We start from the raw sequence: 12,595 nt of genomic DNA, 5'->3' as shown, positions 1-12,595 counted from the left end.
ACACTTTTTTTATTTAAACAATTGAGGAACAAAATCATTGAGATATTTCCTCCAGTTGCTCCAGGTATGACCGCCTTCTGATTCGACATATTGATAGCTAAAATTCATCTTATCGAGTTTATCCCTGAAGCCGGCAACATGCTTGTATAAAAAATCCGTTTTCCCAATGGCAATCCAGTACAAGCGGTAAGCGTTGTTTTTTTGAACCTGAAGCTTGGCATCAAGATTTTCGTAAATTGGACTTTTCTTATTTTCTGGAGGAAGAATTGCAGGAGAAAATAATCCAATATAATCAAAAGTTTTAGGTTGGTTAGCTGAAATATACAAGGAATGAAAACCTCCCATTGAAAGTCCAGCAATAGCTCGATTTTTCGCATCAGCTTTCACCCGATAATTCTGTTCTGTAAAAGCTATGATTTCATTAAAATTAGCTTCCATATCTCCTGTAAAAATATCTGGAGTTACCATATCAATTTTATAAAAACCCTTAGAAGACTCCCCTGGTGCAGCCGCATTACTCGTGTGACCATTAGGCATAATGACGATCATCGGCTTTGCTTTTCCTTGCGCTATTAGATTATCTAAAATTTGTGAAGCTCTCCCTAAGGTCATCCAAGCTTCTTCGTCCCCCCCCATCCCATGCAAAAGATAAAGGACAGGATATTTTTCTTTTGAAGCCTCATAACCGGGAGGTGTATAAACGGTTAATCTACGATCTTCTTTTAGCCCTCTTGAAGTATACCATCTTTTAGCAACAGTACCATGAGGGACATTTTGAACAGTATAATTGGATGATTCTGATCCATTTACGATAAACATGCTCATGACAGAACTCACATCCCGAACCTGATAAGCGTTATTGGGATCAGTAGCTTTAACTCCATCCACAATAAAAGAATAGGTATAAATATCGGGTTTCAGATCTTGATTTGTAAACGACCATACTCCCCTTGAATCTTTAATTCCAGAATTCAAGTCATCAGTTTGCATCCAATTTCCCTGTAACTTTACAGTCTTCGCTTCTGGAGCCAAAAGTCTGAAGGTTATCTGTTTTCCGTTAATCTCGGGAGAAACAATGGTCTTATTGCCACTAAAATCGAGATTTTCTTGGGCTTTGCCAATTAGGGGCCCCAATAGCAATAAATATAAAATGGATGTGATCTTCATTTCTATGTTTTTATGAACATTAACAATACAAGCTTGACAAAAAGCTTAAGGCTAATAAGATATTGATTAACTAAACCCGCTTAATATTGGAGTATTTAAATTTAAGGAATTTCAGTGGGAAATACGAATATTTAAAATCACCATATGCTTTTAAAATGATAAAACGAATATTGTATTTCATCACCCCATATTACAGGACTTTAAGTAATAGTCAATTGAATATAAAATAGACATCACAGTTAATTACCACACACTAGCATCAATCAGATCGATCGGAACAAAATAAACGTCAATAATAGAAAACAGAGTCAATTCTAATTTTTGAGTTCTACTATCCACTATAGCAAACACGAATTTTTATTCAGCAAATCATTAATCACAAAAAAAACACTAACAATTTGACTGTTAGTGCTTTTTAACTGTTAATTATTCCAATTATTATTTTCCGATACAGAATTTAGAAAATATATTATCCAACAAATCATCGGTTGAAACAGAACCTGTAATTTCGCCTAAATGATATAATGATTGACGTATATCCATGGCTAAGAAATCAGATGTAACCGGGTTGTCAATTCCGTTGAGTACGCGTTCCAAGGATGTTCGTGTATGCTGAAGAGCTTCTACGTGACGGATATTGGTTACTAAGACATCGTCAGTATTTAAGTTAGATAGATTTACTTGATTTAATAGTTCATCTTTTAGCTCTTCTACCCCTATTTGTTCTTTTGCAGATATGTATAGCGGTTTTAAAACCTCATACTGCTTTTTCTGCTCTACTGTAAGCAAGTCAGCTTTATTAATAATTGTAACAAAAGGTATGTTCAACACTGCAACTTCTGCAATCTGCTCCTCAATATCTACCACCTCGTCTTGTGTAGGATCAAATAAATAAATGATTAAACGTGCCTGCTTCATTTTTTCTCTTGTACGCTCTACTCCTTTAGCCTCGATAACATCGATAGTTTCACGAATACCGGCAGTATCAATAAATCGGAAAGTAATTCCTTTGATATTTATTTCATCTTCAATCGTATCTCTTGTGGTACCCGCAATGTCCGATACAATGGCGCGCTCCTCATTCAATAAAGCATTCAACAATGTAGATTTTCCGACATTAGGTTTACCTGCAATTACGACTGGAACACCATTTTTCAAGACATTACCTTGTTCAAATGAAGAAATCAACTTACTCACCACTTGATTAATTTGTTTAATTAAACTTTTCAATTGATCGCGGTTTGCAAATTCTACATCTTCTTCTGAAAAGTCGAGTTCTAATTCTATTAGTGATGCAAAGTGGATCAAATCATCTCTCAATTTTTTCAACTGATTGGAAAATCCGCCTCTCATCTGTTGCATCGCAATTTGATGGGAAGCGGCAGAATTTGAAGCAATCAAATCAGCAACAGCTTCTGCTTGAGAAAGGTCCATTCCCCCATTTAAAAAAGCACGTAATGTGAATTCCCCTGCTTTAGCTGCTCGTGCTCCTTTTTTAATAAGCAAACTCATCACACGTTCAATTATATACTTAGAATTGTGGGTGGAGATCTCAACTACATTTTCTTTAGTATAAGAATTAGGACCTACAAATAGTGAGACCAATACCTCATCAATGATTTCTTCTCCATCTCGTACTGTACCGAAATGAAGCGTATGTGAAGCTTGCTTGAGCAAATTCTTACCCCGAAATACCTGGTTGGTTATTTCAATAGCATCTTTACCAGAAAGACGTATTACAGCGATAGCACCATTACCACTTGCTGTGGCTAATGCCACAATTGTTTCTTGTTCCAAAATAGCGTGTTCAGACATGATGCAAAGATAAGGATTACTACTTTAGTTCATGGGCAAATAAATTACAAATTGACGTATAAAAAACGAATAGCGAATAAATATTTTTTAGTTATTTTAATCTTTCACAAACGTGTAATCTCCATCGATCATTTATCCTATTTCTAAAGTTTGTATTAAAACTTTTCAAAATGAGTTTCAACCTATAGTCATCCTATAAGCTCATTCGGCTATTTGTTGTATGTATATTGTGCATAGCAGGTGCATAGATAACCTATTCATTGTGTCGATCTAGGCTGATGGTATAGTCAATGTTATCTACTTGCAGGCTCAATCCTATGTCGTGCTAGGGTGATCGTATAGCCATTGTTATCATCCTGCAGGCTCACTCTTATATCGTGCTAGGGTGATCGTCTTGTTAATCTTAAAAATACAAAAAGCATCACCTTTGTGGGGTAATGCTTAATATAAATGATAATAATTCAGTTATTTACCGTCGTAAATTAATTTATTTTCGATCATTCGGTTATTATATTGCTGTTCAAAAGCTTTAAATTTTGTTTCCATGGTATCTAGCACTAGGGGTGGTTGTTTCAATAAATCATGTTTCATCAACCTATCTTCTTTTAGATTGTGGAGGGAAATATTTTTTATTCCATCGTTGATCAGCAAATAATCTTTGTAATAAAAATTAAATATTCCTGAATTATTGTTGACTACAAAATTTTCCTTTGTTGGATTTAATGCATCGAAACCAAATGCAAAATATGGTTTATCATAATTCAAATAATTTAATACTGTAGGCATGATATCTATCTGTTGCGCCAATTTATCACTTCTACCTTTTAAATCTCCTCCTGGATGGTAAAGGATAATAGGAATCGCATAACTATTGGCCGCAGTCTGGTATTCTGGCAATGCACTTACCGTTGCATGATCTGCACAGATAACAAACAAGGTGTTTTTATACCAAGACATAGAAGATGCAGTTCTAAAAAATTGACGCAGTGCATTATCAGTATAACCTATAGGTTCTTGAACAGGTAAAGGTCCCTTTGGAAAAACTCCTTCATATTTTGAGGGTACTTTAAAAGGGTGGTGAGAAGAAAGCGAAAAGAAGCTTGCAAAAAATGGCTGTTTAAAGGTGTTAATTTCATTAGCCATATATTGCATAAACGGTTCGTCCCATATGCCCCAGATACCGTCAAAGTCTGCATCGTTATTGTATTCGTTTTTACCATAATAATGTTGAATACCGGCTAACTTCATATATGCAGAAAATCCCATACTTCCATTTGGAGCACCGTGAAAAAATGCTGTTTCATAACCTTTATTTGCTAACAAATTAGCAATACTGGTCGTTTTATTACCTGAATATACCGACAATACAAATGGTTCACCTACAGATGGTATTCCTGTTATAACAGAAGGCAATGCATCAATTGATTTACGTCCGTTAGCATAGGTATGTTCAAAAGTATATCCTTCCCGGATTAAAGAATCCAAAAATGGTGTATATCCTTTATACTGTCCGCCTTGAATATCTTTATTTAACTCTCCAAAATGTTCTTTTGCAAAGCTTTCCAAAATTAGAAAGACAACATTCATTTTTTTAAAAGGCTCCTTACTTTGAGGATAATGAACAGGATTATAAATTGTAGTCAGCTCTTGTTCTGTATACGTATGAATAGGTTTTAAATTAACCGCTTTTAACGTCTTCATTAAACTAAAAGGGGTATTTAATACAATATTCATCTCTTCGGGATTCGTTACATAATCTCCTGCATTACTTAATGTAATAGGCCTTGTACTATGCGCCCATCCTCCACGAACACCTCCAATAAACAGAAAAATAGCAATTAAAAAACAAGCCGATTGAATGCTATATGTAGGCCATCTAAACAGTAGTGGACGCTGCACTTGTACGAGATCATATAGCTTAATTAAAGCATAAATCAATATCGCAAATAGTATAAAAAGATACCAGTAGTCAAGGCAAAAATCTATAGCCAAGGAACCTAAATTTTTTTCATTTGCAAACTGATCAAATACCGTCCCTGTAGTTCGTTTCAAGGTAAATGGATAATAAGCAAAATCAACTAAATTTAAAGCGATTCCGATTGAATTGGTAATAATAAAAATCCACTTTGCTATTTTTTGATATAAGGTATTATACTTGAATGGTGCAGGAATAATCTGCATCAATAAATAGAGTATATTTAAATATAGTAGTGCTACGATATCAAATTTAACCCCACCCCATAACATATACAATAATTGAGCACTATTTACATGGGGAAAAAGAGCATAATTAATCCCATAAAAACCCAGTCTTAAAAAAGCATAAATTAACAACAGTATGAGAAATCTAATCAGCAAACCGAGATATGGTGCAAATGAACCTTTCAACTTTATCATATTTTCTATCTAATATTTTAAAAACTCTTTATACACTTCTTGGTAATAAGCTTTTCCTATATTGAGTAAACTATCTGTTTTTACAGGAGAATAGTCACTATTCTGTTTATAATTAATAATCTTCCCTACATTATCAAAACTCACGACTTGATCTGGTGTAATTACACCAAAAGCATCTTTAGAATTGTAAAACGCAATTTGAGGTGTGGTTGGATTCAATAAGTCGCGACTCCAATGGTATCGAGTAGCCGGAAGATTTAATTGATGAAGCAATGTAGCTACCATATCGGTCTGATTACCGATACGGTCGATTTTTTTACCTCTGAATTCGGGTTTGATTACATCGCCAAAAAATAAAAGTGGGATATGAAAACGATGCGGGTTAGACAACTCCCATTTCTCTGCAGGCAACCGGTGTCCATGATCTGCTACAACAACAAATAGGGTATTTTTATACCAGCTTTTGGTTTTGGCTTGATTAATAAAATCATAAACAATCGAATCTGTATAGAAGGCCGTGCTTCTAAATTTATCTGCATTTGATTTGGTCCCAAATTTATAACGCCCTGGCAAGTTAAAGGGTTCGTGATTGATTAGTGTAAAAATTGTTGAAAAGAAGGGGGTTTTCTCGGTATCAAAATCATGTAGCATTCGTTTTAATACAATATGGTCATAGACACCCCATGAAGCCCGTGAAACATCTACACCAAAGTTTGCATTATCGACAACTTTCGAAACACCGTGCATCAACATGTACGATTTAAAATTGTAAAACTCACTTTGACCCCCATGATAAAATGAGCCATGGTAACCTGCACTGCTTAATTCTTGACCTACGGCCGGCAAATTCTCATGTTTATCGATATACTTGATAATGCTTTCGGGTCCTTGTGCCGGAAAGGCACTGAATATTCCCACCATTCCTTTATCAGATCGATCTGCGGCCGCATAAATGTGATCAAAAAATACGCCTTGATTAATTAATTTCTCAAAATTTGGTGTAATTCCTTTTTCTCCTCCCATTGATTCAATAAGACCGCCAACAAAACTTTCTAACATGATAACAACAACGTTGGGACGTTTCGTAGTCAATATAGAAACGGATGAATCTGGATTTGCATTAAATGCTGGTTTTAAAGTCGAATGGAGCTGGGCTTCATCATTATAAAACTGATAAGGACTTTTTAACCGGGTACTTTTCGCAAAATAGTCCCGCAACAGTGCCCATTGTGTATTTACCGCAGCATGATTATAAAAGCTTTGCTCAGAAAAATAAGCTTTGCTCGGATTTAAAGTTGCTCTTCCATATCCTCCTCTTATAAAGGTAAATAGCAAAATAGCACCAATCAATAATTTAATAGCATTCTGCCAAGGCAACTTAATATTATAAAAATGCACTTTTTTGAACATCCAACGATATAAAAAATAGCCCACAACGATTCCGACAATCATTCCAAAAACTGGAAAGAATACAGGTGTTGATTCGGCAGAAGCAACGGCTCCAGATGGTGATGCTAAAAAAGCATCAATTGCTCTCTTTGAAATTTTATCGCCCCATTCCCGATAAATATTGATATTAATAAAAGAAACAACAAAATAAATAACGAGCAAAGTGATGGTGTACACATCCAATATTTTTCTTTTATAATGTACATTCGGTAAAAAAGATAAGATACAGTAGATAAGAAATGGAACTGCACAGATATAGGATACTGCTGAAAAATCTAAACTAAGGCCGTGATAATAGATTTTGAAAATCTCTGAGAAATTTTTCGATCCAATTTTATCAAAAAAAGCTGTTATAAACAGCAATCGATCAATAAAACATATGATAAGCCAAAATAAAAAGTACTGAGTTAGGGCCTTTAACTCATTGGCAATTCTATTCATTTTTAGTATTTATGTAAAACACGCAAATGTACGCTATTTCAGTAATAATAGTCTAAAATGTTATGATTATGTTATAAAAATATTACCATAAGGTCAATTTCAATTTTACAAGAGAAATGGTTGCAAAACCAACACTACAACAAGATCATACTCAACACATTAAAGCTTGATAAAATTTAAGATATACTCTTAATTATATATTTACATTTACTAATGTGGTTTTATACGCAATGAAAAGCATAAATGAGTCGAAAACCAATTTTTGAAATAGCAATATTAAACTTCTATAAAACAACTAAATTCGCTAAATTTGCAAACGATTTTGAAAAAAAATTATCATGAGTATAGCAAAAACTTACAATCCTAAAGAAGCTGAAGACAAATGGTACAGCTACTGGATGGAGAACGGATTTTTCCGTTCTACACCTGATGAGCGTGAACCGTACACAATAGTAATGCCTCCTCCGAACGTCACCGGTGTATTGCACATGGGACATATGCTGAACAATACCATTCAAGATGTATTGATTCGTCGAGCACGTATGCAGGGTAAAAATGCTTGTTGGGTCCCTGGAACCGATCATGCCTCTATTGCAACTGAAGCAAAGGTTGTCGCTATGTTGAAAGAGCAGGGAATTGATAAAAAATCATTATCGCGTGAAGATTTCTTAAAACATGCTTGGGAATGGAAAGAGAAATATGGTGGCATCATCTTAAAACAACTTGAGAAATTAGGTGCCTCATGTGATTGGGAACGCACAAAATTTACAATGGACGCTGATTTATCAGAATCAGTGATTGACACCTTCATCAAGTTCTATAAAGAAGGTTATATTTACCGTGGTGTCCGTATGGTAAACTGGGATCCACAGGGAAAAACAGCTTTATCTGATGAAGAGGTAATCCGTAGAGAGGTCAACCAAAAACTATACTACATCCGTTATCAAATTAAGGATTCAAATGAACAAATCATCATTGCTACGACTCGTCCAGAGACGATCATGGCCGATGCAGCTATCTGTATTAACCCTAATGATGAGCGCTATACACACCTAAAAGGTAAATCAGTTATTATCCCATTAATAAATCGTGAGATTCCAATCATCGAAGATGAATACGTGGATATAGAATTTGGTACAGGTTGCCTTAAAGTAACTCCTGCTCACGATTTGAATGATTATGCTTTAGGTCAAAAACATAACTTAGAAATCATTGATTTATTAAACGATGATGGAACATTAAATGCCAATGCTCAAATTTTAGTTGGTGAAGACCGCTTCATTGCTCGTAAAAAAATTGCGAAACTTTTAGAGGAAGTCAATCAGATCGAAAAAATTGAAGATTATAAATCTCAAGTAGGCTTTTCAGAGCGTACTGATGCTGCTATTGAACCAAAACTTTCCATGCAATGGTGGTGCAAAATGGATAAATTAGCTCAACCTGCATTAGATTATGTTGTAAGCGGAGAAGTAAATTTAATTCCAGACAAATTTACATCCAGCTACAAGCATTGGATGGAAAATGTAAAAGATTGGTGTATTTCTCGTCAGCTATGGTGGGGTCAACGTATTCCGGCATGGTACAATGAAAAAAACGAATGGGTAGTTGCAAAAACTGAATCTGAGGCAATTCAAGAGTTTGAATCTCAAGGTAAAGTTGCTGGTGCGATCCGTCAGGAGGAAGATGTACTCGATACATGGTTCTCGTCTGGTTTATGGCCTATGTCGGTATTCGACGGGGTTCGCAACCCTGAAAATGAAGAATTCAACTATTACTACCCTACAAATGATTTAGTAACAGCTCCCGAAATTTTATTTTTCTGGGTAGCGCGTATGATGATCATGGGACATGCATATACGGGTAAAGCTCCTTTCAAAAATGTATATCTAACAGGTATCGTTCGTGATAAATTGGGCCGGAAAATGTCCAAATCATTAGGAAATTCTCCTGATCCGATCGAACTGATGGCTCAATACGGCACCGATGGTGTACGCGTAGGTATGCTACTTTCTTCGCCTGCTGGAAATGACTTAATGTTTGATGTCTCTTACTGTGAGCAAGGTCGTAATTTTGCGAATAAAATATGGAATGCATTCCGTTTAGTTAAAGGTTTAGAGACTATAGATGCTCCTGCAACTGAAGCTCAGAAAACTGCGGCAAAATGGTTTGAAAGCAAATTTAATGCTACTTTAATTGAGATCGAAGATCACTTTAATCATTATCGCCTATCCGATGCCCTGATGTCTACTTACAAATTAGTATGGGATGATTTCTGTGCTTGGTATTTAGAGCTTGTAAAACCTGCGTATCAAACTCCTCTTGAAACGGAAACTTTTGAAGTGGTAAAGGGATTTTTCAAACGTATACTTACATTGGTTCATCCTTTTATGCCTTTCTTGTCTGAGGAACTTTGGCATGATGAACTATTTGGAGAACGCGATGCAAAAGATTGTATCATTGTTGCAGAGTATCCAACGGTTGGCGCTATCGATCAAAAAATCATTAAGGAATTTACTTTTGTTCAGCAGATTATTTCTGAAGTTCGAAATATCCGTAATACTAAGCAGATTTCACCTAAAATTGCTTTACCGTTAGCTATCAATGCAACAGAAATTGATTTTACAAACTATCAAGAAAGTATTATCAAGTTGGCTAACATTGAAAAACTAACCTTTGTTCAAGAAAAAGTAGCTGGAGCAGTTAGTTTCTTAGCTGGCAAAGAAGAATGTTATGTTGCGCTTGAAGAAAACATAGATGTAGACGCTGAACGTGAAAGAATCACAAAAGAAATTGATTATTTAAAAGGATTTCTCGTTTCTGTAGACAAAAAATTATCGAATGAGCGTTTTGTTCAAAATGCGAAGCCAGAAATTATTCAAAATGAACAAAACAAGAAAGCTGATGCTGAATCTAAAATTAAAATATTAGAAGATAGCTTAGCTAGTCTTGCTTAAATCATTTCAGAATTAAAAATTTAAGAGGGCCAATTTTAATGAAAATTGGCCCTCTTAAATTTTAGCGTTTCATCCCCATAGCCAATGCTACCCTATATTAAAAATATGTGCGTTTAAAAGACGATATAAACAATTAAAATTCAAACGCATAGAACTGAACAATATTTTCATTTATAATGATGTGTAAAAATAATTACATTCATATCCCTAATTGGAATCAAATTTGTCATCTAATTGATTATGATCATTCCAAAATAAGTATTTTACACAAAAAAACTAGATTGTTAAAAACATGAAAAAAAAAGCACTTCTCTTTCTATTTTCAATTACCTTTTTATTGGTTCGTGCACAGGAACAACCTGCAGCGTATGCTGTCAGTGATGAATACACTTTATGGAATTTTCAGAAAGGTGATACAGCTTATGTATTCGCTGACGTGGCATATGTCCGTGAAAATGCGGATACTAAATCGAAGTTGGTCGATTCTCTACAAGAGGGCGCAATGGTTGTTATTAACAGTGAGGGGTACAATGGAAGTACGATAAGAGGATTTTATGCGCCATGGTATAAAATTAGTTTTATAAAAGACAATGTCAAAAAAGAGGGTTTTATATGGTTAGGTTTACTAGCTCTCAACAGCATACTTAACCAGGAGGGCGAACAGTTCATTTATGGTTTTAAAAAATTCAGATCCTTTACTGAAAATTCACCATCTTATTATGACGCCGAACTCAAAGTTTTTGATCGAGAAAAAAACGTTATTGCGCGCGCTTCATATCAAGCTGAGGTAAATGATCAAACTGGTACCGAGACTAAGATCTTAGGAGGAATGGGATTAAAAAACATTAAAAATATTCATCGTTCTGCTTTTTTAGGTGAGGCATGTGGAATCGCTACCCAATATTACTATTTTGCATGGACTGGTCAAGAATTAATTCATTTTCCAAGCAAAATGTCTGTTTCTGATGCGGGTGTATTCTATTATGATGAAACAATCTTGTTCTCCTCCGAACATAAAGGTGATCCCACTATGATCTATAAAAAAATAGTTGAAGGCGAAAATATTGATGACAATTTAGATGAGCCGAATTACAAGGAAACAAAAAGTCAAAAGAAATACACCTGGGATGGAAAAACGTTAAGTGAGCTCATCGAAATGAGGTAAGCAATTGAAAGAAGGAATTTATTCACCTTTTTATAACCTATGTTCGCCGATGCTTTTTCTAGGTTTACCTAAAAAAGACGTGAATAAATTATTGTAGGATTTATCTTTGGCTAAACAAAGAAACAAAAGATATGATCTTAATAGCAGTATTATTACCTTGGCTTTCCTTTTTTTTAAGAGGGAAAATATTTTCTGGAATTTTATGTTTGATTTTGCAATGCACACTTATCGGTTGGTTGCCCGCGGCAATATGGGCAGTAGCTTCACGAGTTGATGGTAAAAATAAATCCAGATTTAATCAGTTTAAGCGTGAGCAACGCTTTTAACATTTCTATCCAATTATTTGGACAATAATGATTATATTTATTGGACATCATTTTAAAAATCAAATCATTATGAGCATTAAAGAAACTTTCTCGATTACAGGTGAAAATCTACTAAAGAAGATTAAAGAACTCATTGCGGATGGAAATGTGACGAAAATCAGCATATCCGATAAATCAGGAAAAGAAATCATGAGTTTCCCTGTTACTGTAGGTGCTATAGGCCTCATCTTTGCCCCTATATTTGCAGCAGTTGGTGCTATGGCGGCTTTATTGACAGAATGCAAAATAACTGTCGAGCGACAAGAAAAAGATGATAATGACCAAGACAATCAAAACACATCTCAGAGTATTGAAGTAAAATGATAGACATATGAAAGAGAGCACTTATGATCCTCTCTTTCACATTATGCTTTTTATTAAGAACTAGCTAATAACCGTATCTTTTACTTCTACTTTTACCCAATACTTACTATATTGATCAATCCCAGCTAGATGATCTGGATGTTCTTCATATTTTGTAATTGCTTCCAGATTTTCAAAGGTCAACATGATATGATATGAAAAAGAATTATCGACCACTGGTCTTGGATTAGTTTTAGCGGGTTTACCGATATGGCAAGATTGTACTCCTGGCACTTTTTTCAAAATGTCAAAAAACTTTAAAAAATCCTTATCTTCCTCTGCCGTGATTCCTTCTTTTAACCAGAAATAGACGCTATGAAATATAAATCCGGCATTGAATCCGGCTTGTGTTATTGTTGTTTCATTATTACTTTGTGTATTTAGACATGAAGTCAGTACTGTTCCACCAACGCTCGCTAGCGCTAATGAGCTTAAAAATTTCTTTCTTTCCATTTGTTTTATGTTGATTATCTCGAATA

General features: G+C 34.8%; 9 protein-coding genes. 4 read left to right on the top strand and 5 right to left on the bottom strand.

Annotation, left to right across the window (positions count from 1 at the left end):
- Positions 1-9 precede the first annotated feature (9 nt).
- The 4 genes from HCX49_RS11780 to HCX49_RS11765 all read right to left on the bottom strand — a co-directional run bounded on the left by HCX49_RS11780 (position 10) and on the right by HCX49_RS11765 (position 7,269).
- Positions 10-1,167 carry an esterase gene (locus tag HCX49_RS11780; protein ID WP_132770818.1) on the bottom strand — a complete coding sequence of 386 codons (1,158 nt, stop codon included), beginning with the start codon at positions 1,165-1,167 and terminating at the stop codon, positions 10-12.
- Between the two features lie 438 nt (positions 1,168-1,605).
- Positions 1,606-2,982: a tRNA uridine-5-carboxymethylaminomethyl(34) synthesis GTPase MnmE gene (gene mnmE / locus HCX49_RS11775; protein WP_132770820.1), complete on the bottom strand. Its 1,377-nt coding sequence runs from the start codon at positions 2,980-2,982 to the stop codon at positions 1,606-1,608.
- A 465-nt stretch (positions 2,983-3,447) separates the two neighbouring features.
- Complete coding sequence (locus tag HCX49_RS11770; protein ID WP_132770822.1) at positions 3,448-5,379, bottom strand: LTA synthase family protein; 1,932 nt, start codon at positions 5,377-5,379, stop codon at positions 3,448-3,450.
- Positions 5,380-5,388: 9 nt separating this feature from the next.
- Entirely contained in the window at positions 5,389-7,269 is a 1,881-nt protein-coding gene (locus tag HCX49_RS11765) for an LTA synthase family protein (protein ID WP_132770823.1), read from the bottom strand.
- A 338-nt stretch (positions 7,270-7,607) separates the two neighbouring features.
- Between HCX49_RS11765 and HCX49_RS11760 the strand changes: the two genes are divergently transcribed.
- The 4 genes from HCX49_RS11760 to HCX49_RS11745 all read left to right on the top strand — a co-directional run bounded on the left by HCX49_RS11760 (position 7,608) and on the right by HCX49_RS11745 (position 12,077).
- Positions 7,608-10,223, top strand: coding sequence for a valine--tRNA ligase (locus tag HCX49_RS11760; RefSeq protein ID WP_132770825.1), 2,616 nt, complete (start codon positions 7,608-7,610; stop codon positions 10,221-10,223).
- Positions 10,224-10,515: 292 nt separating this feature from the next.
- Complete coding sequence (locus tag HCX49_RS11755; RefSeq protein ID WP_168127144.1) at positions 10,516-11,388, top strand: hypothetical protein; 873 nt, start codon at positions 10,516-10,518, stop codon at positions 11,386-11,388.
- Positions 11,389-11,519: 131 nt separating this feature from the next.
- Positions 11,520-11,714: a YqaE/Pmp3 family membrane protein gene (locus tag HCX49_RS11750; protein WP_021188471.1), complete on the top strand. Its 195-nt coding sequence runs from the start codon at positions 11,520-11,522 to the stop codon at positions 11,712-11,714.
- Between the two features lie 69 nt (positions 11,715-11,783).
- Positions 11,784-12,077 (top strand): DUF4342 domain-containing protein, encoded by a 294-nt coding sequence (locus HCX49_RS11745; protein WP_037525171.1) that lies wholly within the window; start codon positions 11,784-11,786, stop codon positions 12,075-12,077.
- A gap of 60 nt (positions 12,078-12,137) precedes the next feature.
- On the opposite strand, the gene HCX49_RS11740 is transcribed toward HCX49_RS11745, so the two are convergent.
- A complete protein-coding gene (locus tag HCX49_RS11740; RefSeq protein ID WP_132770829.1) occupies positions 12,138-12,569 on the bottom strand; it encodes a Dabb family protein in 432 nt (143 codons plus the stop codon).
- Positions 12,570-12,595 lie beyond the last annotated feature (26 nt).

The organism is Sphingobacterium sp. B16(2022) (genome assembly GCF_012030425.1).
GTDB classification, from domain to species: Bacteria; Bacteroidota; Bacteroidia; order Sphingobacteriales; family Sphingobacteriaceae; genus Sphingobacterium; species Sphingobacterium anhuiense.
This window is presented reverse-complemented; position numbering and strand designations above follow the sequence as displayed.

What these genes read in the sequence shown, in the direction of transcription:
- HCX49_RS11770 (WP_132770822.1), bottom strand. Translation starts at nt 5,379, where the DNA reads ATGATAAAGTTGAAAGGTTCATTTGCACCATATCTCGGTTTGCTGATT.
- HCX49_RS11760 (WP_132770825.1), top strand. Translation starts at nt 7,608, where the DNA reads ATGAGTATAGCAAAAACTTACAATCCTAAAGAAGCTGAAGACAAATGG.
- HCX49_RS11755 (WP_168127144.1), top strand. Translation starts at nt 10,516, where the DNA reads ATGAAAAAAAAAGCACTTCTCTTTCTATTTTCAATTACCTTTTTATTG.
- HCX49_RS11750 (WP_021188471.1), top strand. Translation starts at nt 11,520, where the DNA reads ATGATCTTAATAGCAGTATTATTACCTTGGCTTTCCTTTTTTTTAAGA.
- mnmE (WP_132770820.1), bottom strand. Translation starts at nt 2,982, where the DNA reads ATGTCTGAACACGCTATTTTGGAACAAGAAACAATTGTGGCATTAGCC.
- HCX49_RS11745 (WP_037525171.1), top strand. Translation starts at nt 11,784, where the DNA reads ATGAGCATTAAAGAAACTTTCTCGATTACAGGTGAAAATCTACTAAAG.
- HCX49_RS11765 (WP_132770823.1), bottom strand. Translation starts at nt 7,269, where the DNA reads ATGAATAGAATTGCCAATGAGTTAAAGGCCCTAACTCAGTACTTTTTA.
- HCX49_RS11780 (WP_132770818.1), bottom strand. Translation starts at nt 1,167, where the DNA reads ATGAAGATCACATCCATTTTATATTTATTGCTATTGGGGCCCCTAATT.
- HCX49_RS11740 (WP_132770829.1), bottom strand. Translation starts at nt 12,569, where the DNA reads ATGGAAAGAAAGAAATTTTTAAGCTCATTAGCGCTAGCGAGCGTTGGT.